Consider the following 18,931-nt stretch of genomic DNA (forward strand, 5'->3'; position numbering starts at 1 on the left):
CGGCCAAGCACCGCCGCCACGGCGTGAACGTCCAGGTCGTCACCGATCCCGCCGGTGAGGTCCTGTGGATCTCGCCCGCGCTACCGGGGCGCACCCACGACCTGACCGCAGCCCGCACCCACCGCATCATCCGGATCTGCGAACGCCAGGGCGTCCCCATCCTCGCCGACCGCGCCTACCAAGGCGCCGGCCCCTGGGTCACCACCGGACTCAAACGGCCACCGGGAGGTGAACTCACCCTCACCCAGCGCGCCGTCAATCGGGCCCTGGCCGCGGCGAGAGCACCAGTCGAACGCGGCATGGCACGGCTGAAGTCCTGGCAGATCTTCCGCAGGTCCCGGATCAGCCCCAACCGCATGACCGTCATCACCAAAGCTGTCCTCACCCTGGAGAGACAACGCTGAAAACGCTCATTGACGGCTGCTACTGGCACGGCTGCCCGGAGCATTATGTCCCGCCGAAAACCAACTCGGGATACTGGTCGGACAAAGTCCTGCGCAACATGGCACGTGACCGTGACACCGACCAGCGCCTCATGGAAGCAGGATGGCTCGTGCTCCGCTTCTGGGAGCACGAATCATCAGGCGCCTGCGCCGATAAGATCGCTAGGGTCGTGAGGAAGCGACGCGGCATCGACATCCGGCCTGACTGAAACCGGGATCTCCATCTGCTCTTGCTGTGGCGGTTCTGCGGCAGAGTGTTCGCCGTCCGGTTCGTAATCACGAAGGATCTCGTCACGGCACTCGGGACGAAGGACCGCGGCAATAGCGCGTCCAATCGCTTCGGCAACAGGCGGCGGAAACGCGTTTCCGACCTGCCGGTACTGCGCCGTCTTCCGGCCTTGGAACTTCCATCCCTGCGGGAATCCCTGGATGATCGCCGCCTGCTCTACAGTGAGCATGGGACCTGCCGGACGGAAGAGATCCCGCTCGGGGTCGCACTTCTCAGGGTCGTTGGCAACACCCATACCGTCGACACCCAGAGCTGCCCAGGCCCGCTTAGCCCTAGTGGGTCCGAGGTCGACCCCGCCATGCTTCCTCGAACCTCCCACCAGGGTCGGAGCGACACCCCTGCCCAGCTCGGCCGCTTTGGTGGCCTTGTCGAGCCATTCCTGGTAGACGTCTTTTCCGGTACGCTCGCCGGGCTCCGCCTGCTCTCCGTACTTGTTTTTCGTCCAGTACTTTTGGCAGCGCTCTTCCATGCTGACGGAAAGCTCCTCGACTACCGTCGCCTGCTTGCCCTTAATCTTGGACGGCCACACAAATTCCGTACCGGACCTTTCAAGCACATCCTGGCGAATCACCACCAGGATGGCCCGGGGACGCAGCTGGGGGACACCGTAATTGCTGGCATCGATCCTACGCCAGACCTTCCGCATGACACGGTCCTGCTTCGCGGCTGACCAGCTGCTCTTGATTTCCGGAACCGCGTATCCAAGTTCGCGCAGCTCACGCAAAATGTCCCTGCGGTAGTCGATGAAAACCTCCGGGGGCTCCAGAATTCCCCGGACATTCTCGATCATGACCGCCTCCGGCATCAGCTCATCGATAATCCTCAGAGCATCCGGGAAAAGATCGCGCTCATCATCCTTCCCCAGCCGCTTGCCCGCCAGCGAGAAAGGCGGGCACGGCACACCACCCGCCAGCAGGCTCAGATCCCCTCTTTTAATCCCGGGGTTGGGAATACCGCCAGGCTTCAGGAACTCCCGGACATCCACCTGAGATCCTCAGCAGGACGTTATGGCGGTGGCCCTGGAACTGCACGAGGAAGGTGCGGCAGACGACGCCGGCGCCCTGCTGCGGGCAGCACTGGGGTGACGTCCCGGGCGCCTGGCAGCCGACTGAAGGTGGGCTCTGCCGGCGCAGGTCAGCACTCGTTAGGCTCGGCACCGATCTCGGATCGTACGAGTCTTCGAAGAAAGGGGGGCGGCGTCATGGACGGATTCGTCGTCGCCGTAAGCAGCAACAACGACTACTCCTTCACCAAGCCGAACCGGCAGAGCATCAATCTGCTGGCCGGGCTTGGGGTGGAGGGGGATGTGCATGCCGGGGTGACGGTCAAGCACCGGTCGCGGGTGAGGCAGGATCCGACGCGGCCCAATCTGCGGCAGGTGCACCTCATGCACGAGGAGTTGTTCGCCGAGGTCGCCGAGGCCGGGTTCCAAGTGCGGGCCGGGGAGTTGGGGGAGAACATCACCACCCGGGGGCTCGATCTGCACGGGTTGCCCACGGGGGCGCGGCTGCTGATCGGGGAGGAGGCCGTCGTGGAGGTGACCGGGCTGCGGAATCCCTGTGCGCAGATCGACAACTTCCAGCAGGGGCTGCTGAAGCAGGTCGTACGGCGTGGCGAGGATGGCGAGGTCCAGTACCGCGGCGGGATCATGGGGGTCGTGCTGCGCGGGGGTGCGGTGCGGCCCGGTGATGTCATACGGGTCGAGCTTCCGGAAGGGGAGCAGCGGCCGCTCGAGCGGGTGTGAGGCGAGGGGCCAGTGCTTCGCGGGTCTCCGCCAGGGGGCCGCAGCGGGACAGGGCGTGCGGCGCCCTGGCGGGGACGCGGTCAGAGGGCCGGGGCCAGGTCCACTCGGCCGAACAACAGGGCGTAACCGTGCGAGAGTTGGGCCAGGAGGCGGGTTGTCAGGGGCTCGCCCGCCTGTTCCGCCAGCACGCTCAGGACCGAGCTGACGTCCCAGCGGGCCGTCGCGGACGTGGCGCCCTCGATACGGGCCGCCACCGACTCCACGAACTCCCTGGCCGTCAGGGGGCGGGTGGCCGGGATCTGGGACGCGATCAGCCGGCCCGCCTCGCGGGGCAGGGCCTGGGCGAGGGCCACGCGCTCCTCGCCGGTCACATGGCCGCCGAGTGCCGACAGGACGATCCGGGTCACCCGCTCCGCTTCCGCTCTCGTCGGGTAACGGCCCGCCTCACGCACCGCCTCGGTCAGCTGCTCCCAGCGGGCGGCATCGGGGGACAAGGCGGATTCGGCGGGCCTCGTCTGCGCCTGGGCGGTCGTCACGGTCATCGTGCTGGCTCCTCCTCCGGGGGGCGCGTCGGGGTGGGTACATGGGGGCGCGGCTCGGCTCCGGTGCCGCCGGCCCCGCGGGCGGGCCGTCCCGCGGGGCCGGCCGGGATCAGCCGCTGATCTGCTTGCGGTCGCCCGCGCCGCCCGAGATCTGGATGCGGCGCGGCTTGGCCTGTTCGGCCATGGGGATGCGCAGGGTCAGAACGCCTGCGTCGTACGACGCGTCGATGCGGTCCGTGTCCAGGGTGTCGCCCAGGAACAGCTGGCGGGTGAAGGTGCCCGTGGGCTGTTCGGCGACCAGCATCTCCGCCTCCTCGGGGGCGGGGCTGCGGCGCTCGGCGCGGACGTTGAGGACGTTGCGCTCGACGTCCAGTTCGATCGTCTCGGGGTCGACGCCGGGCAGGTCGAAGTGGACCAGGAAGTCCTCGCCGCTGCGGTAGGCGTCCATCGGCATCGCGGACGGCCGGGCGTTGGTGCCGAGGACCTGTTGCGCGAGCCGGTCGAGATCGCGGAAGGGGTCGGTGCGCATGAGCATCACAGTCACTCCTCTCCTCAGGAATTACCGGGTGCGATGCCCTACGGGTTCTTGTCCCTCGCGTTCTTATATAGCTCGCAGCTGGAAAGTTGACAAGGCTGGGCTCATGGCCGGGCGGCTGTCGGTGTGCGCGTTAGCCTCAAGAGCCTTGAGCGGAGAGAGATCAGAGATCGAGGAGGCAGGTATGGCCAAGGTCCCCAGCGCGGTCGTCGCCGCGAGCGGACTCGTCGGTGGGTACGGCGTCGCCCGCTGGACGAAGAAGCGTCAGCTGGGCGGTGCCGTCCTCGCCGTCGCCGGGGTCGCCGCCGCGCAGCAGTGGCGCCGGCAGGCGGGCGGGGTGGCCGCCGGTGCGCTGACCGCCGCGTACGTCGGTGCGTTCGCCGGGTCGCATCCGCTGGCCAAGAAGATCGGGGCCTGGCCGTCCGTCCTCGGTGTGGCCGGCGCCGTCGCCCTCGCCTCCTGGGCCGTGGCGGACCGGCGCGGCTGAGGCACCGGCCCCGACTTCACAAAGCCTGGGCTGCGGCGCCCACGGCAATCCGGGCGCCGAGCCCGGCTCTACCGGCCCAGCGCCACCCGCAGCGTCACCCCGTGCCGGGTGCGCAGCCGGCGTATCTCCCACACCGACAGCAGCGTCACCGAGACCGGGCCGCCGAGCAGGAAGGTGTAGAGGACCGAGGGCGGGGCCGCCACGTCCGGGCCCTCGAAGAGGTTGATGGCCAGCAGGGTCCAGACCAGCAGCGGGGAGACCAGGGCCGGCAGTATCTCGTGCACCTCGCCGAGGGCGAAGCAGGAGTTCACGCCCTGGATCAGCACGAGGAGCGTGGCCACCACCGCGCAGACCAGCCAGATCAGGCACACCACCCAGCCGATGCCGAAGGCCGCCAGTATCAGCAGGCTGAGCGCAATGCCGTGGTGCCCGAAGTCATACGGCGAAACGATATTGCCCATCATCAGCTCCACCAGCAGCCACACCAGCCCCGCGCCCAGCACGATCAGGCCCAGCGAGCGGGCCGGACCGACCAGCCGGGCGGCGTAGCGCCCGCTCAGCGGTGCGCGGGCCGCGGCGATGAACGCGGTCATCGCGACAACGGCGACGGCGAGGGTGAGCCCGCCGCTGATGGCCAGGTCCTGCGCCTTGCCGAGGACGAACTCCTCCGAGTTCTCCGCCAGCGGGTACGCCACCAGCAGCCACACCGTGGCCGCCAGCCCCAGCGTCGTACGGAAGGCCTGGAGGCCCGAGATGAGCGGGTCCGACACGCGGTCCTCGTGGCGGGCCAGACTGTTCAGCCACCTGAAGAAATCGCCGAAACCGGACAGTGGATTCATGAGCGCCGAGACTCCCCCGAAGATCCGTCAAACAGGGGCACGCCGACGCGGGACCGCCCGTGGGCCGGGTGCCACGGGCGGATACTCTAGCCGATCTTCAGGGGCTTCTCGTCACTCTGCCGAAAAGCCCTGGGGTGCCGGGGTTGTCCGGCTCGCCGCAGCCGTCAGCGGGCGGGCGATGTCCTCCAGGGAGCGGCGTTCCGCCGGTACCGCCAGCGCGGCGGCGACCAGACCGGCCACGCACATCAGGGCCGCCCCGATCTGGAAAGCGAGGACCGTGTCGCCGACCCGGCCGGTGCCGGTGAGGTCGGCGAAGAGGAGCGGACCGCTGATGCCGCCGGCGGCGGTGCCGAGGGCGTAGAAGAAGGCGATGGACATCGCCCTGGTCTCCATCGGGAAGATCTCGGAGACGGTGAGGTACGCGCTGGAGGCGCCCGCCGAGGCGAAGAAGAGCACCGCGCACCAGCAGGCCGTCAGGGTGCCCGCACCGAGCACGCCCCGGCCGAACAGCCAGGCCGTGCCGAAGAGCAGCAGGCCCGACAGGAGATAGGTGGAGGAGATCATGACGCGCCGGCCGACCGTGTCGAAGAGGTGGCCGAGCAGCAGCGGGCCGCAGAAGTTGCCGACCGCGATCACCGCGAAGTAGTAGCCGGTGCGGTCGGCCGGCACGTCGAAGAACTTGGTGAGGATCGCGCCGAAGCCGAAGGTGATCGCGTTGTAGAGGAACGCCTGGCCGATGAAGAGGGAGAAGCCGAGGACGGCCCGCCGGCGGTACTGGCCGAAGACCGTGCGGGCGATCTCCCGGAAGGTGATGCTGCGGCGCTGGTGGATCTCCAGCCGGCCCTCCGGCTCGGGCAGCCGTACGCCCTTCTCCTCGGCCACCCGGCGTTCGATGTCGGTGACGATCTCCGCCGCCTCCCGGTCCCGGCCGTGGATCAGCAGCCAGCGCGGACTCTCCGGGACATGCCGTCGTACGAGCAGGATGACCAGGGCGAGGACGGCGCCGAGGGCGAAGGTCAGGCGCCAGCCGACGTCCGCGGGCAGCAGGGAGGTGTCGAGGGCGACGATCGACAGCAGGGAGCCGCCCACCGCGCCCAGCCAGAAGCTGCCGTTGATGATCAGGTCGACCCGGCCGCGGTAGTCGGCCGGGATCAGCTCGTCGATCGCGGAGTTGATCGCCGCGTACTCACCGCCGATGCCGAAGCCGGTGAGGAAGCGGAAGAGGAAGAACCACCAGGCCTCCCAGGAGACCGCGGTGAGCGCCGTCGCGGCGAGATAGACCGCCAGGGTGATCATGAAGAGCTTCCGGCGGCCGAAGCGGTCGGTGAGCCGGCCCCAGAAGAGGGCTCCGGAGCAGGCGCCGGCCACATAGAGCGCGGCCGCGGTGCCGGTGATCTGGCCCGAGGTGATCGACAGACCGCTGCCGGGCTCCGCCAGCCGGCTCGCGATGTTGCCGACGACCGTGACCTCCAGGCCGTCCAGGATCCAGACGGTGCCGAGGCCGATCACGATCGTCCAGTGCCAGCGCGACCAGGGCAGCCGGTCGAGGCGGGCGGGGATGTCGGTGGTGATCGTCCGACCGGTGTCTGCGGGCTGTCCGGAGTACGGCGTCGGTGTCTCGGCTGCGGCCATGGGCTCCCTCCTCCTTGAAGGACGTCCCTGTGAAGGACAGCGGAACAAGTGCCCGCCTTGCGCGGTTTCAGGCGCCCGGCGCCCGGCGCGCCCCGCACGTCAGCCACCCGGCCCCCCGGTGCGTCAGCCGCCCACCATCCGCGACACCGTGTAGATCAGCAGTCCCGCCAGGGATCCCACCACCGTGCCATTGATCCGGATGAATTGCAGATCGCGGCCGATGTGCGCCTCGATCTTCCGGGTGGTGTGCTCGGCGTCCCAGCCGGCCACGGTGTCCGTGATCAGCGAGGTGATCTCGCGGCGGTACGTGGTCACGATGTGCACCGCGACACCCTCCACCCAGCTGTCGACCTTGCCCTGCACCTTCGGCTCGCGCGCCATCCGCGCACCCAGCGAGAGCAGCGCGGCCCGCACCCGCATCCGCAGCTCGCTGCGCTCGTCCTCGGCCGCCGCGACGATCATCGAGCGTACGGCCGACCAGGTGGAGCCGATCAGGTCCTGCACCTCGCCCCGGCCCAGCACCTCGCCCTTGAGCCGCTCCACCCGCGCGCGCGTGTCGGTGTCGGACTGGAGGTCGGAGGCGAAGTCGGTGAGGAAGCGGTCCAGGGCGCCGCGCGCGGGGTGCGAGGGCATGTCCCGCATCTCGGTGACGAACCGCAGCAGCTCCTTGTAGACCCGCTCGCCGACCCTCTTGTCCACGAACCGCGGGGTCCAGCCGGGCGCGCCGCCCTCCACGGCGTCCATCACATCGGCGCGGTGCAGCACCAGCCAGTCGTGCGCGCGGCCCACCACCAGGTCGACCACCCGCCGGTGCCCGCCGTCGGCGACGATCCGGTCCAGCAGCTTGCCGAGGCCCGGTGCGATCTCCTGGGCGTCCGCCCGCCGGGTGATCGCCTCGCTCACCACCGCCCGCACGTCGGTGTCCCGCAGCACGGTCAGCGCGCCCCGCAGGGCCGTCGCGAGTTCGGCCGTGACCCGGTCGGCGTGGGCCGGTTCGGCGAGCCAGGCGCCCAACCGGCTGCCGATGCCGACGGCGCGCAGCCGCTGTCGTACGACGTCCTGGGAGAGGAAGTTCTCCCCGACGAACTCGCCCAGCGAGATACCCAGCTGGTCCTTCTTGGTGGGAATGATCGCGGTGTGCGGGATGGGCAGGCCGAGCGGGTGCCGGAACAGGGCCGTCACCGCGAACCAGTCGGCCAGCGCGCCGACCATGCCCGCCTCGGCGGCGGCCGCCACATAGCCCGCCCAGGGGCCGGCGCCCTCGTGCCCGGCCAGCCTGGCCAGGACGTAGACCACCGCGACGAACAGCAGCATGCCGGTCGCCGTGAGCTTCATGCGCCGCACCCCGCGCCGGCGCTCCTCGTCGGCCGGGGTGAAGGCCGTCATGGTCCGGTACGACACTCCCCGCCCCGGCGCTGTCTCGGTCTCGGTCGGTTCCATCAGCTCCACCCGTCGGTGATCCCGCACACAATTGTCCCTTCCTGACCGACTCCCGGAACGGAACAGGAGTTCCCGGCGTCTGTCGGAACGGGGGTTTGGACAGGGCCCTGTCAGCTCTCCCCGGCCCCTGTCGCATCATGGACCCATCAAGGTCGGAGCCTCGGAGTCCCCTCTCCCGAGGAGAACGGACTCCCGTCTCCCGAGGAGAACGACACCAGCGTGACCAAGCGTCAGGGTTATGCCGTACTGAGTGCGCTCGGCGCGCTCGTCATCGCACTGTGCAGCGCGATCTGGCTCATCGCGGCTGCCGGTGACAGCGGCCCCGTCGGCGGCAGCCTCGCCGACAACCGCCCGCACCGCGGCTCCTCCGCCGCGCCCGCCTCCACCGGCAGCTGGGCCACCGCCTGGTCCACCGCGCCGGTCGGCGGCGAACCCGGCACCGAGGCGGCCGGGCTGGCGGGGCGCTCGGTGCGCAACGTCGTGCACGCGGCCATCGGCGGTACGAGTGCCCGGATCACGCTGTCCAACCTGTACGGCCAGTCGCCGCTGACGATCACGCACGCCACGCTCGCGCTCTCCGCCGGCGACGGCACCGCCGCGGCCGACACGGAGAGCATGCGGCGCCTCACCTTCGACGGCGCCACCGGCGTCACCATCCCCGCCGGCCACGAGGTCGTCAGCGACTCGGTGCGCCTCGCCGTCCCGGCCGGCAGCGATGTGCTGGTCACCACCTACTCCCCCGTCGCGTCCGGCCCGGTGACCTTCCATCCGCACGCCCGGCAGATCTCGTACGTCGCCGCCGGGGACCGTACCGAGGACTCCACCGGGCTGCCGTACACCGGGCGGACGCCGTACTGGCGCTATGTGACCGCGCTGGACGTGTTCGGCGAGGAGGCCGACGGCACCGTCGTCGTCTTCGGCGACTCCATCACCGACGGCATCACCTCCACCATCGGCGCCAACCACCGCTGGACCGACGTCCTCGCCGGGCGGCTGCGCGGCGCGCTCCGCGGCGGGTGGCGGCTGCCGCGCTACAGCGTGGTGAACGAGGGCATCAGCGGCAACGAGGTGCTCACCGACGGACTCGGCAGGCCCGCCGAGAACCAGAGCGGGCTCGGCCGCTTCGGCCGCGACGTGCTCTCCCGGACCGGCGTCCGGGTCGTCGTCGTCGACCTCGGCGTCAACGACATCCTGCGCCACCGCACACCCCCCGCCCCGGACCGCGTCACCGCCGGTCTGCGCACCCTGGTCCGCGAGGCGCACGCCCGCGGGCTGAAGGTCGTGGGCGCCACCCTGATGCCCGTCGAGGGCCACCGCGGCTGGACCCCGGCCAAGGAGGCGGTACGGCAGCAGGTCAACGCGGAGATACGGGCCGGCGGGGTGTACGACGCGGTCGTCGACTTCGACCAGGCCCTCCGCGACCCCTACGCCCCCCACCGGCTCCGCCCCGCCTACGACTCCGGCGACCACCTCCACCCCAGCGACCTGGGCTTCGCCACAATGGCCCAGGTCTTCAACCTGAACCTCCTGAAGAACGCCGGCCAGGCGGAGCTGTAGCGCACCGCGCGAGCCGGGGCCGTAGCGGGGCGGCGAGAGCCGGGGACGGCCGGCACAACCAGCCTGGTGAGGCGACGGCGGGGCCGGGAGGGCGGAGCCATAGCGGGACGGGCACCGGGGCCGGCCCGGGCGGAGCCGGAACCAGGAGGGCGGAGCTGTAGCGGGGCGGGCCGGAGCTGTCGGGGTGGGGCGGGGAATACTGGGGCGCATGAGTCGCTTGATCCTCGCCACCCGTAACGCCGGAAAGATCACCGAGCTGAGGGCGATCCTCACCGAGGCCGGACTGCCGCACGAACTCGTCGGCGCGGACGCCTTCCCGGATGTCCCCGACGTCAAGGAGACCGGCGTCACCTTCGCCGAGAACGCCCTGCTCAAGGCGCACGCTCTCGCTCAGGCCACCGGTCTGCCGGCCGTCGCCGACGACTCCGGGCTCTGCGTGGACGTGCTGCACGGCGCCCCCGGGATCTTCTCCGCCCGCTGGGCCGGGCGGCACGGCGACGACCGGGCCAACCTGGAGCTGCTGCTGGCCCAGCTCGCCGACATCGCGGAGGAGCACCGCGGCGCCCACTTCGCGTGTGCGGCGGCGCTCGCCCTGCCGGACGGCCGGGAACGGGTGGTCGAGGGGCAGCTGCGCGGAACCCTGCGGCACGCGCCCGCGGGCACGAACGGCTTCGGCTACGACCCGATCCTCCAGCCCGAGGGCGAGAACCGGACCTGCGCCGAGCTGAGCCCGGCCGAGAAGAACGCGATCAGCCACCGTGGCAAGGCGTTCCGCGCCCTGGTGCCGGTGGTGCGGGAGCTGCTCGGCTAGGGCTTACTGCGGTGCGGCCGGAGGGACTCGAACCCTCACGGGAGTTACCCCACTGGGACCTAAACCCAGCGTGACTGCCAGTTCCACCACGGCCGCCTGGTGCTGCCCGGCCATGCTAGCGGCCGGGCGGCGCGTTCAGATGCCCAGATCCTTGATGATCTTGGCCACGTGGCCGGTGGCCTTCACGTTGTACAGGGCGCGTTCGACCTTGCCCTCCTCGTCCACGATCACCGTGGAGCGGATGACGCCGACGACCGTCTTGCCGTAGAGCTTCTTCTCGCCGAAGGCGCCGTAGGCCTCCAGGACCTGCTTGTCCGGGTCGGCGAGGAGGGTCACCTTGAGGGACTCCTGCTCGCGGAACTTGGCGAGCTTCTCCGGCTTGTCGGGGCTGATGCCGATGACGTCGTAGCCGGCGGCGGCCAGCACCTCCAGGTTGTCGGTGAAGTCGCAGGCCTGCTTGGTGCACCCCGGGGTCAGTGCGGCCGGGTAGAAGTAGACGACGACCTTGCGGCCCTTGTGGTCCGCAAGGGAGACCTGGTTGCCGTCGGCGTCGGGGAGGGTGAAGGCGGGGGCCACGTCCCCCGGCTGGAGTCGCTCGCTCATCGGGCCAGGGTAACCGGGGGGCCTTGCGGTGCGCTGGCAGCAGAAGCTGACAGACTGTTCGGGACAGCATCAGAAGACTTCGGAGGCCGTACGGTGGCGGACACGTCGGACACCAGAACCCCGGCGCAGATCGAGGCGGACATCAGGCGCCGCCGCGAAGTGCTGGCCGAGACGCTGGACGAGATCGGGGTGCGGGTGCACCCGAAGACCATCGTCGGGGATGCCAAGGCCAAGCTCGCCGCGCATGTGGATCACACCGCCGGCCGGGCGTACGTCCAGGTCAACCGTGTGGTGAGCGAGGTACGGGCGCAGTTCGTGGACGAGACCGGCACGCTGCGCGTGGAGCGGGTCGTACCGGTCGCGCTGCTCGCCGTCGGTGTCGTGGGGCTCTTCGCCCTGGGCTCCCGGCGCCGCAAAAACTGACCCGGGAACCGACGCAAGGACGGACGCAGGAACTGACCCGGACGCCGACGGGCGGGACGAAGGCAGGTAGGTTCAAGGCGTGAGCGCCAACAGAAACGAGCAGAGCACCCCTCAGCACGACAAGCTGCCCATCCGGATGCTGCACGACCGGGTCCTGGTCAAGCAGGAGTCCGGCGAGGGCGAGCGGCGGTCGGGGGGCGGCATCCTGATCCCCGCGACCGCGGCGGTCGGCCGGCGGCTGGCCTGGGCCGAGGTCGTCGCGGTCGGCCAGAACGTGCGGACCGTGGAGCCGGGCGACCGGGTCCTGTACGACCCGGAGGACCGGGCCGAGGTCGAGGTGCGGGGCGTCGCGTACGTACTGATGCGCGAGCGGGATCTGCACGCCGTGGCCGCGGACCGGTTCGAGGGCTCGGAGGACTCGACCGGCCTGTACCTGTAGGGGCCTGACGACGGAAGGGGCCGGTGACGGTTGTCACCGGCCCCTTCCGCGTTCCCTTTGCTAGCTTCGTAAGGGAGCCCGACGAGACGCGCCGTACCGGGATGCAGGCAAAGACGACGCACCGAAGAAGAGTCGTCTCCCGTCTCGGAAGGTGCCTGTCATGGCCTGGGTTCTGCTGCTCGTCGCCGGTCTGCTCGAGGTCGGCTGGTCGATCGGGATGAAGTACAGCGAGGGGTTCACCCGGCTGGTCCCGAGTCTGTTCACCGGCGCCGGCATCGTCGCGAGCATGGTGCTGCTGTCGTACGCCGCGAAGACCCTGCCCATCGGTACCGCGTACGGCGTGTGGGTGGGCATCGGCGCGGCCGGGGCGGCGGTGCTCGGCATGGTGGTGCTGGGTGAGCCGGTCACCGCCGCCCGGGTGTTCTTCGTGGTCCTGCTGCTGGTCGCCGTCGTGGGTCTGAAGGCGACCAGCGGTCACTGAACCGTCAGGGCCGCCCGTCACGGCTCGGAGATCAGAGACCTCCCGGACCTCCTCCGGGGCCGCCCGCGCCGCCGCCCGTGCCGCCGCCGGTGCCACCGCCCGTACCGCCGCCGCCACCGGTGCCTCCGCCGCCGGTCGTCGTGGACCCGCCGGTGGTGCTGGGGCCGGTGGTCGTCCCCGTCGTGCCGGTGGTGCCGCCGGTGGTGTCCGTGCCGGTGGTCCCGCCACCGCCCGTGGTGGTCCCGCCGGTCGTCGTCCCGCCGCCGGTCGTGGTGCCGTCCGTGGTCGTGCCGTCGGTGCCCGGGGTGCCGGTGGTGGTGCCGTCGGTGCCCGGGGTGCTGGCGCCGTCGCTGGGCGTGCCGGTGGTGCCGCCGTTGTCCTGGGCACCGGTGGCGGCCGGCGCGGACGGGGCGGTGGAGCCGGGCGCCTGCGGCTGGTCGGCGCCCTGTTCCAGCTGGAGGTCGAAGTCGGCGGCCGCCTTGCCCTTGAGCGCGTCACGCGTGTACTGCGCCCAGATCTGGGTGGGCGGGCCACCGCCGTTCATCCGCACCTGGCCGAGCGCGCCGTACAGCGGCATGTGCTTGGCCGTCACCGGGTCCTGGCCCATCACGGAGACCACGGTGGCCAGGTCCGGGGTGTAGCCGGCGAACCAGGCGGCGGTGTCGTTCTCCGCGGTGCCGGTCTTGCCGGCCGCCGGGCGGCCCGCCTGGAGCGCGGCGGTGGCGGTGCCGTGGTCGACCACGCTCTGGAGCACCGAGGTGGTGGTGTCGGCGGCCTCCCGGCTGACGGCCTGCTTGGCCGGCTCGTCGGGCAGCGTGACGTCCTCCGTGCCGTCCTTGGTGATCTTCTCGATCAGGGTGTACGTGCCGTGCTTGCCGTGGTTGGCGAGGGTGGCGTACGCCTCCGCCATGTCCAGGACGCTGGCGGTGGCGGTGCCGAGCGCGATGGACGGGTACGGCTGGAGGTCCGGGGTGTCGGCGGGGATGCCGAGGTCGGTCGCGGTCTGCTTGACCTTGGACGGGCCGACGTCGACGGCCATCTGCGCGTACACCGAGTTCACGGACAGGTCCGTCGCCTTGGTGACGGTGATCTGGCCGTACGACTTCTGGTCCTCGTTCTGCGGGGCGTAGCCGCCGCCGCTCCAGCCCTGCACGGGGCGCTCGTTGGTGCCGTCGTACATGGTGTTCGGCGTGATGGTGCGGCCGTCCTGGGTGGTCGAGCCGTTCTGCACCGCCGAGGTGAACACGAAGGGCTTGAAGGTGGAGCCGACCTGGAAGTCACCGCGGGTCGCGCCGTTGGTGTACTGCTTCACGTAGTCGATGCCGCCGTACATCGCGACGACCTTGCCGGTCTTCGGGTCGACGGAGGCACCGCCCGCGCGGACGTAGCTGTCCACCTTGCGGTTCTTCTTGTCCAGCTGGGAGATCAGCTGGTCGTTCACCGCCTTCACGAAGGCGTTCTGCTTGTTCTTCTGGATCGTGGTGGTGATCCGGTAGCCGCCGAGCGCGAGCTTGTCGGGGTCGATGATGTTGTTCGTGGTCAGGTAGTGCTTGACCGCCTCGACGAGGTAGCCGCGCTGGCCGGACAGGCCGGTGGAGACCGTCTGCTCCTTCGGCATCGGGAACTTCAGGCCGGTGCGCTCGGACTGGCTGAGCCAGCCCTTCTTGACCATGCCGTCCAGGACGTAGTTCCAGCGGGCGAGGGCCGCGGACTTGTTCTCCGGGTGGGCGACGACGTCGTACTCGCTGGGCGCGTTGACGAGCGCGGCGAGGTAGGCGGCGCGGGCCGGGTCGAGGTTCTCGGCGTCCACGCCGTAGTACGCCTGGGCGGCGGCCTGGATGCCGTAGGCGTTGCGGCCGAAGAAGCTGGTGTTGAGGTAGCCCTCGAAGATCTGGTCCTTGGTCTTCTGCTGGTCCAGCTTGATCGAGATGAAGAACTCCTTGGCCTTACGGGTGACCGTCTGTTCCTGGGCCAGGTAGTAGTTCTTCACGTACTGCTGGGTGATCGTCGAGCCGGACTGCTTGCCCTTGCCGGTCGCGGTGTTCCAGGCGGCGCGGAGCATCGCCTTGGGGTCGACGGCGGACTCGCTGTAGAAGTCGCGGTCCTCGGCGGCCAGTACGGCGTGCTGGGCGGCCTTGGAGACCTGCGCGAGGCTCACGTTCTCGCGGTTGATCTGGCCGTCGCGGGCCAGCTGGGAGCCGTCGGCGTAGAGATAGACGTTGCTCTGCTTGGTGGCGAGGGCATTGGCCGGCGGGATCTGGACCATCGAGTAGCCGATGAAGAAGACGCCGATGATCAGCAGTATGCCGACGAGGAAGGTGCCGAGCACCATCTTCCAGGTCGGGATGAGCCGCCGCCATCCGGTCCGCTTGGGCTTCTTGCCCTTCTTCCCCTTCTTGCCCTCCCCGTCGGCGGCGCCGCTGAGCACGGCGATCTCGGGCTCGGGGGCAGGGGTGGATCCGGGGGCGGCGGGGGTGCCGGGGCCTCCGGGGGTGCCGGGGGCGCTCGGCTTACCGGTCGAGCCGGTGGCGCCGGTGGCGCCGGTCGGGCGGGTGGTGCCGGTCGGGCGGGTGGTGCCGGTCGGGCGGGGGGTGCCGGTCGGGCGGGGGGTGCCGGAGGCACCGAAGGCGGCGGCGCCCGCGGCACCCGCTGCTGCGGCTCCGGCGGCACCCTTGGCAGCACCGGCAGCACCCGCGGCGGCCGCCGCGGCTCCGGCCGCTCCCGCGGCACCCTTGGCTGCGGCCGCACCGGCACCAGCAGCGGCACCCTTCGCCGCGGCGGACGCGGCGCCGGAGCCCGCGGAGCGGGGCGCGTTGACGCGGCGCAGCACCTGGGTCGTCTCGGGGGCCTGGCCGGGCGACGGGGCCGGGCTCTTGCCCTGCGCCTTGCCCGGGGTCTGGCCCTGGCCCTCACCCTTGCCCTGGCCCTTGCCCTGACCCGGTGCCCGGGTCTCGCCGGGCGGCGTGATGCGGCGCAGCACCTGGGTGCTCTCGGCCGACGGCGGCTGCTCGGAGTCGCGCGGGGTCGCCGGGGCGCCCGGCTCACCGGAACCGGAAGCAGCGCGAGCATCCGCACCCTTGCCACCGGAAGCAGCGTCGGCACCCGCACCCTTGCCGCCGCGAGCGGCCTGGCGGGCGCGCGCGATGGAGGCCGTACGGTCCTGGGCAGCCGTCCGCTCGCCGTCCCGGTCCTCTCCGGCGTCCGGCGCCTTCCCCTTCCCGGCAGAAGCACCGGACGGCTTGCCGGTGCTCTTCGGCCCGTCTGCGTTCTTCGGCTCGCTCGGCTGTGCAGCCCCCTCCGCCTTGTCGGGGGCCGTCTCCTCGCGGCCCCCGGGGTTTCCGGGCCCCTCAGCCGGCAGCGGCTTTTCCGGCGCGGCGCCTTCCTTCGGCTGCTGCGGCTGCGGCTCGTCGCTCATGTCGTGCACGGACTCCTGTTTCGCGTCGTACGTTCCCGTACGCCTCGTACGCTTCTGCGCCCCCTGGTGTGAAGACTCTCGCACCTGGCGTTCCGTTCCCGGATCCCGGCACACTTCGGGCACAAAATGCGTGGCCGGCCGCCGGGCCTCCGGACTAGGCTCCTGCGCTTCGGTGTCGAGCTGTCCGGGGAGGTCGACTGACATGGGTGCGGGACGGTTGTACGCGGCCGTCGCGGCGGGGGGATTCCGACGGTACGCGACGTATCGCGCCGCCACTGCGGCAGGGGTCTTCACCAACACCGTCTTCGGGCTGATCCTCGTCTACACCTACCGCGCGGTGTGGGACCAGCGGCCGCACCTCGGCGGGTGGGACCAGGCACAGGTCGTGACGTACGTGTGGCTGGGACAGGCGTTCCTGTCGACGCTCGCGATCGGCGGCGGGGGCGTCGAGGGGGAGCTGATGGAACGCATCCGTACGGGGGACGTGGCGATCGACCTGTACCGGCCGGCCGATCTTCAGCTGTGGTGGCTCGCCACCGACCTGGGCCGGGCGCTCTTCCAGCTGCTGGGGCGGGGTGTCGTCCCCTTCCTCTTCGGCGCCCTGTGCTTCCCGATGTACTTACCGAGGGACGCCGGCACCTGGATCGCCTTCCTCGTCGCCGTACTGCTCGCCATGATCGTCGGGTTCGGCCTGAGGTACCTGGTGGCACTCAGCGCGTTCTGGCTGATGGACGGCATGGGGGTGACGCAGATGTCCTGGCTGCTGGGCTACTTCTGCTCGGGCATGCTGCTGCCGCTGAACATCTTCCCGGGGACGCTCGGCGAGGTCGTACGGCTGCTGCCCTGGTCCTCGCTGCTCCAGGCGCCGGCGCAGATCCTGCTGGGGCACGCGGACCCGCTGGGCACCTATCTGTTCCAGGGGGCCTGGGCGGTGGTGCTGCTGGGTGCCGGGCGGCTGCTCCAGTCGGCGGCGACGCGCAGGGTGGTGGTCCAGGGTGGCTGAGCACGTCACCGGCCGGGCGCGGGAGGGGCTGCGGGCCTATCTGCTGATCGCCGCGATGTGGGTCAGGTCCACCATGGCCTACCGGGCCTCCTTCGCGATGACCACCATCGGCAACTTCGCCGCGACCTTCCTGGACTTCGTCGCGATCGTCCTGATGTTCTCCCGGGTGCACGCCCTCGGCGGCTGGTCGCTGCCGGAGGTGGCCTTCCTCTACGGCGTCTCCGCGACCGCGTTCGGGCTGGCCGACCTGGTCATCGGGCCGATGGAGAAGCTGGGGGCGCGGCTGCGGGACGGCACGCTGGACACCCTGCTGCTGCGGCCGGTGCCGGTGCTGGCCCAGGTGGCGGCCGACCGGTTCGCGCTGCGGCGGCTCGGCCGGGTGACGCAGGGCGCGCTGGTGCTGGCCTGGTCGCTGACCCGGCTGGAGGTGGACTGGACGCCGCTGAAGGTGCTGCTGCTGCCGGTGATGCTGGTGAGCGGCTGCGGGATCTTCTGCGCCGTGTTCGTGGTGGGTGCCGCCTTCCAGTTCCTGGCGCAGGACGCCTCCGAGGTGCAGAACGCCTTCACCTACGGCGGTACGACGCTGTTGCAGTATCCGCCGACGGTGTTCGCGCGGGAGCTGGTTCGCGGGGTGACGTTCGTCCTGCCGCTGGCCTTCGTCAACTGGCTGCCCGCGGCCTATGTGCTGGACCGGCCGCGTCCGCTGGGCCTGCCGCAGTGGACGGCGTTCCTGTCGCCGGCGGTGGCGGTGGGGTGCTGTGCGCTCGCGGGGCTGGCCTGGCGGGCGGGACTTCGTTCGTACCGGAGCACGGGGAGCTGAGTGGCATGAGTGACTTCATCACGGTGGAGCAGCTGGAGAAGGTCTTCCAGGTCCGCAGGAAGACCGGGTTCCTGAAACGGGAGCGGCGCGAGGTGCGGGCCGTGGACTCGCTCTCCTTCACGGTGGCGCGCGGGGAGATGGTCGGGTACATCGGGCCGAACGGCGCCGGGAAGTCGACCACCATCAAGATGCTGACCGGGATCCTGACGCCGAGCGGCGGCCGGCTGCGGGTGGCGGGCATCGATCCCTCGCGCGAGCGGCACCGCCTCGCGCACCGGATAGGGGTGGTGTTCGGGCAGCGTACGACGCTCTGGTGGGACCTGCCGCTGATCGACTCCTACCGGCTGGCGCACCGCATGTACCGCATCCCGGAGGCCCGTTACCGGGAGAATCTGGACCGGTGCGTCGAACTCCTGGAGCTGGGCGCCCTGCTGGACGTGCCGGTACGCCAGCTCTCGCTGGGCCAGCGGATGCGCGGGGACATCGCGGCGGCGCTGCTGCACGACCCCGAGGTGCTGTACCTGGACGAGCCGACGATCGGCCTGGACGTGGTGTCCAAGGCCAAGGTGCGGGGCTTTCTGCGGGAGTTGAACGCGGAGCGCGGCACGACCGTGCTGCTGACCACGCACGACCTGACCGACATCGAGCAGTTGTGCTCGCGGGTGATGGTGATCGACCACGGGCGCCTGGTGTACGACGGCCCACTGGAGGGGCTGCACGAGGCCGGGGAGAGCGAGCGGACGCTCGTGGTGGACCTGGAGCGGGAGTTGCCGCCGGTCGAGGTGGAGTCGGCCCGGGTGGTACGGGTGGAGGGGCCGCGGCAGTGGCTGGCGTTCCCCGCCGGCCAGTCGGCGGCCCCGCTCGTGGCGCGACTGGCGGCGGAGTACCCCCTGGTGGACCTGTCGGTCCGGGAACCGGACATCGAGGCGGTCATCGCCCGGATGTACGCGGAGAAGGCGGCTCCCTGAGCCGGGGCGCCGGGCCGGTCAGCTGGTGCAGACCTTGGTCAGTTCCCCGGCCGCGTCGGTCACCGGGCTGAGGTCCGGGGTGCGGTCGCCGTTCTTGAGGGCCGTCCGCACGTTGCCGACGGCCTTGTTCAGGTCGTCGACCGCCTTGTTGACGTCCGCGTTGTCGGTCTTGTCGCCGATCTTCTTCAGGTCCTTCTCGATCTGGTCGAGGGCGGTGTCGGCCTGGGTCGGGTCGTTCGAGGCGTTCTCCACGGCCTGCTGGAGGTCGGTGACGCTGTCGGCGACGGAGTCGGCGGTCTGCACGCAGTCCAGGGCCTTGTCGACGGCGTCGCAGCCGGTGGTGAGCCCGGCGGTCAGCACGGCGACGGCCACGGTCGCGGCGATGGCGGTGACGCGGCCCCGGCGTCGGCTGGCGGCCATGATGGTGGTTCCCTCCCCTGGACGGCAGAACGGGCGTACG

The 18,931-nt window shown here is 70.8% G+C and carries 20 protein-coding genes, 1 tRNA gene, 1 pseudogene and 1 riboswitch; of the genes and pseudogenes, 12 read left to right on the forward strand and 10 right to left on the reverse strand.

What is annotated here, in order from left to right; translation table 11 throughout:
* Together ACWCV9_RS35560 and ACWCV9_RS35565 are read left to right on the forward strand one after the other, a co-directional pair.
* A partial coding sequence (locus ACWCV9_RS35560; RefSeq protein ID WP_450792902.1) for a transposase family protein occupies positions 1-404 on the forward strand: 404 nt, incomplete at its 5' end.
* Positions 405-412: 8 nt separating this feature from the next.
* Positions 413-652 (forward strand): annotated as a pseudogene (locus tag ACWCV9_RS35565) (very short patch repair endonuclease); the annotation flags it as partial.
* Here the strand turns inward: ACWCV9_RS35565 and ACWCV9_RS35570 are convergent.
* Positions 581-1,717, reverse strand: a complete 1,137-nt coding sequence (locus ACWCV9_RS35570; protein ID WP_450792904.1) for a DNA cytosine methyltransferase — start codon at positions 1,715-1,717, stop codon at positions 581-583. The pseudogene ACWCV9_RS35565 and the gene ACWCV9_RS35570 overlap by 72 nt on opposite strands.
* A 216-nt stretch (positions 1,718-1,933) precedes the next feature.
* Between ACWCV9_RS35570 and ACWCV9_RS35575 the strand changes: the two genes are divergently transcribed.
* On the forward strand, positions 1,934-2,476 hold the full coding sequence (locus tag ACWCV9_RS35575; RefSeq protein ID WP_450792906.1) for an MOSC domain-containing protein: 543 nt from the start codon (positions 1,934-1,936) through the stop codon (positions 2,474-2,476).
* A gap of 80 nt (positions 2,477-2,556) precedes the next feature.
* On the opposite strand, the gene ACWCV9_RS35580 is transcribed toward ACWCV9_RS35575, so the two are convergent.
* Together ACWCV9_RS35580 and ACWCV9_RS35585 are read right to left on the reverse strand one after the other, a co-directional pair.
* Entirely contained in the window at positions 2,557-3,018 is a 462-nt protein-coding gene (locus tag ACWCV9_RS35580; protein WP_450792907.1) for a DUF2267 domain-containing protein, read from the reverse strand.
* Positions 3,019-3,127: 109 nt separating this feature from the next.
* Positions 3,128-3,553: an Hsp20/alpha crystallin family protein gene (locus ACWCV9_RS35585; protein ID WP_450792909.1), complete on the reverse strand. Its 426-nt coding sequence runs from the start codon at positions 3,551-3,553 to the stop codon at positions 3,128-3,130.
* 184 nt (positions 3,554-3,737) lie between these two features.
* Here ACWCV9_RS35585 and ACWCV9_RS35590 point away from each other — a divergent pair, with 184 nt between their 5' ends.
* Positions 3,738-4,040, forward strand: a complete 303-nt coding sequence (locus tag ACWCV9_RS35590; protein WP_450792911.1) for a hypothetical protein — start codon at positions 3,738-3,740, stop codon at positions 4,038-4,040.
* Between the two features lie 68 nt (positions 4,041-4,108).
* Here ACWCV9_RS35590 and ACWCV9_RS35595 read toward each other — a convergent pair whose 3' ends face one another.
* The 3 genes from ACWCV9_RS35595 to ACWCV9_RS35605 all read right to left on the reverse strand — a co-directional run bounded on the left by ACWCV9_RS35595 (position 4,109) and on the right by ACWCV9_RS35605 (position 7,951).
* A complete protein-coding gene (locus ACWCV9_RS35595; protein ID WP_450792912.1) occupies positions 4,109-4,879 on the reverse strand; it encodes a hypothetical protein in 771 nt (256 codons plus the stop codon).
* A gap of 111 nt (positions 4,880-4,990) precedes the next feature.
* Positions 4,991-6,511 carry an MFS transporter gene (locus ACWCV9_RS35600; protein WP_450792914.1) on the reverse strand — a complete coding sequence of 507 codons (1,521 nt, stop codon included), beginning with the start codon at positions 6,509-6,511 and terminating at the stop codon, positions 4,991-4,993.
* A gap of 123 nt (positions 6,512-6,634) precedes the next feature.
* Entirely contained in the window at positions 6,635-7,951 is a 1,317-nt protein-coding gene (locus ACWCV9_RS35605) for a DUF445 domain-containing protein (RefSeq protein ID WP_385843658.1), read from the reverse strand.
* A gap of 219 nt (positions 7,952-8,170) precedes the next feature.
* Between ACWCV9_RS35605 and ACWCV9_RS35610 the strand changes: the two genes are divergently transcribed.
* Both ACWCV9_RS35610 and rdgB read left to right on the forward strand, forming a co-directional pair.
* Positions 8,171-9,508, forward strand: coding sequence for an SGNH/GDSL hydrolase family protein (locus ACWCV9_RS35610; RefSeq protein WP_450792916.1), 1,338 nt, complete (start codon positions 8,171-8,173; stop codon positions 9,506-9,508).
* A gap of 208 nt (positions 9,509-9,716) precedes the next feature.
* Entirely contained in the window at positions 9,717-10,319 is a 603-nt protein-coding gene (gene rdgB, locus ACWCV9_RS35615; protein WP_450792918.1) for an RdgB/HAM1 family non-canonical purine NTP pyrophosphatase, read from the forward strand.
* A gap of 12 nt (positions 10,320-10,331) precedes the next feature.
* Here rdgB and ACWCV9_RS35620 read toward each other — a convergent pair.
* Together ACWCV9_RS35620 and bcp are read right to left on the reverse strand one after the other, a co-directional pair.
* Positions 10,332-10,415, reverse strand: a tRNA-Leu gene (locus tag ACWCV9_RS35620).
* A gap of 39 nt (positions 10,416-10,454) precedes the next feature.
* The gene (bcp, locus tag ACWCV9_RS35625; RefSeq protein WP_385843653.1) at positions 10,455-10,922 is read right to left on the reverse strand and encodes a thioredoxin-dependent thiol peroxidase; all 468 of its coding nucleotides are present in this window, start codon (positions 10,920-10,922) and stop codon (positions 10,455-10,457) included.
* 93 nt (positions 10,923-11,015) lie between these two features.
* Here bcp and ACWCV9_RS35630 point away from each other — a divergent pair, with 93 nt between their 5' ends.
* The 3 genes from ACWCV9_RS35630 to ACWCV9_RS35640 all read left to right on the forward strand — a co-directional run bounded on the left by ACWCV9_RS35630 (position 11,016) and on the right by ACWCV9_RS35640 (position 12,265).
* The gene (locus ACWCV9_RS35630; RefSeq protein WP_450792920.1) at positions 11,016-11,345 is read left to right on the forward strand and encodes a DUF3618 domain-containing protein; all 330 of its coding nucleotides are present in this window, start codon (positions 11,016-11,018) and stop codon (positions 11,343-11,345) included.
* Positions 11,346-11,424: 79 nt separating this feature from the next.
* Positions 11,425-11,784, forward strand: coding sequence for a GroES family chaperonin (locus ACWCV9_RS35635; RefSeq protein WP_385843650.1), 360 nt, complete (start codon positions 11,425-11,427; stop codon positions 11,782-11,784).
* Positions 11,785-11,842: 58 nt separating this feature from the next.
* Positions 11,843-11,907, forward strand: a riboswitch (guanidine-III (ykkC-III) riboswitch).
* A 37-nt stretch (positions 11,908-11,944) separates the two neighbouring features.
* The gene (locus ACWCV9_RS35640; RefSeq protein WP_385843649.1) at positions 11,945-12,265 is read left to right on the forward strand and encodes a DMT family transporter; all 321 of its coding nucleotides are present in this window, start codon (positions 11,945-11,947) and stop codon (positions 12,263-12,265) included.
* Positions 12,266-12,296: 31 nt separating this feature from the next.
* Here the strand turns inward: ACWCV9_RS35640 and ACWCV9_RS35645 are convergent, their stop codons facing one another.
* Positions 12,297-14,699, reverse strand: a complete 2,403-nt coding sequence (locus ACWCV9_RS35645; protein WP_450792999.1) for a transglycosylase domain-containing protein — start codon at positions 14,697-14,699, stop codon at positions 12,297-12,299.
* A 1,183-nt stretch (positions 14,700-15,882) separates the two neighbouring features.
* On the opposite strand from ACWCV9_RS35645, the gene ACWCV9_RS35650 reads away from it, so the two are divergent.
* The 3 genes from ACWCV9_RS35650 to ACWCV9_RS35660 are packed head-to-tail and all read left to right on the forward strand — an operon-like array spanning position 15,883 to position 18,471.
* On the forward strand, positions 15,883-16,683 hold the full coding sequence (locus ACWCV9_RS35650) for an ABC transporter permease (RefSeq protein ID WP_450792923.1): 801 nt from the start codon (positions 15,883-15,885) through the stop codon (positions 16,681-16,683).
* Positions 16,676-17,503, forward strand: a complete 828-nt coding sequence (locus ACWCV9_RS35655; RefSeq protein WP_450792924.1) for an ABC transporter permease — start codon at positions 16,676-16,678, stop codon at positions 17,501-17,503. The genes ACWCV9_RS35650 and ACWCV9_RS35655 overlap by 8 nt, the downstream gene beginning before the upstream one ends.
* 5 nt (positions 17,504-17,508) lie before the next feature.
* Positions 17,509-18,471: an ABC transporter ATP-binding protein gene (locus ACWCV9_RS35660; protein ID WP_450792926.1), complete on the forward strand. Its 963-nt coding sequence runs from the start codon at positions 17,509-17,511 to the stop codon at positions 18,469-18,471.
* An 18-nt stretch (positions 18,472-18,489) separates the two neighbouring features.
* Here ACWCV9_RS35660 and ACWCV9_RS35665 read toward each other — a convergent pair whose 3' ends face one another.
* Entirely contained in the window at positions 18,490-18,891 is a 402-nt protein-coding gene (locus ACWCV9_RS35665; RefSeq protein ID WP_385843643.1) for a hypothetical protein, read from the reverse strand.
* Between the last annotated feature and the right edge of the window lie 40 nt (positions 18,892-18,931).

The sequence above is a fragment of the Streptomyces sp. NPDC001606 genome (assembly GCF_053596835.1).

Coding starts and splice junctions, on each gene's coding strand:
- ACWCV9_RS35575 (WP_450792906.1), top strand. CDS start 1,934: ATGGACGGATTCGTCGTCGCCGTAAGCAGCAACAACGACTACTCCTTC.
- ACWCV9_RS35580 (WP_450792907.1), bottom strand. CDS start 3,018: ATGACCGTGACGACCGCCCAGGCGCAGACGAGGCCCGCCGAATCCGCC.
- ACWCV9_RS35585 (WP_450792909.1), bottom strand. CDS start 3,553: ATGCTCATGCGCACCGACCCCTTCCGCGATCTCGACCGGCTCGCGCAA.
- ACWCV9_RS35590 (WP_450792911.1), top strand. CDS start 3,738: ATGGCCAAGGTCCCCAGCGCGGTCGTCGCCGCGAGCGGACTCGTCGGT.
- ACWCV9_RS35595 (WP_450792912.1), bottom strand. CDS start 4,879: ATGAATCCACTGTCCGGTTTCGGCGATTTCTTCAGGTGGCTGAACAGT.
- ACWCV9_RS35600 (WP_450792914.1), bottom strand. CDS start 6,511: ATGGCCGCAGCCGAGACACCGACGCCGTACTCCGGACAGCCCGCAGAC.
- ACWCV9_RS35605 (WP_385843658.1), bottom strand. CDS start 7,951: ATGGAACCGACCGAGACCGAGACAGCGCCGGGGCGGGGAGTGTCGTAC.
- rdgB (WP_450792918.1), top strand. CDS start 9,717: ATGAGTCGCTTGATCCTCGCCACCCGTAACGCCGGAAAGATCACCGAG.
- bcp (WP_385843653.1), bottom strand. CDS start 10,922: ATGAGCGAGCGACTCCAGCCGGGGGACGTGGCCCCCGCCTTCACCCTC.
- ACWCV9_RS35640 (WP_385843649.1), top strand. CDS start 11,945: ATGGCCTGGGTTCTGCTGCTCGTCGCCGGTCTGCTCGAGGTCGGCTGG.
- ACWCV9_RS35650 (WP_450792923.1), top strand. CDS start 15,883: ATGGGTGCGGGACGGTTGTACGCGGCCGTCGCGGCGGGGGGATTCCGA.
- ACWCV9_RS35660 (WP_450792926.1), top strand. CDS start 17,509: ATGAGTGACTTCATCACGGTGGAGCAGCTGGAGAAGGTCTTCCAGGTC.
- ACWCV9_RS35665 (WP_385843643.1), bottom strand. CDS start 18,891: ATGGCCGCCAGCCGACGCCGGGGCCGCGTCACCGCCATCGCCGCGACC.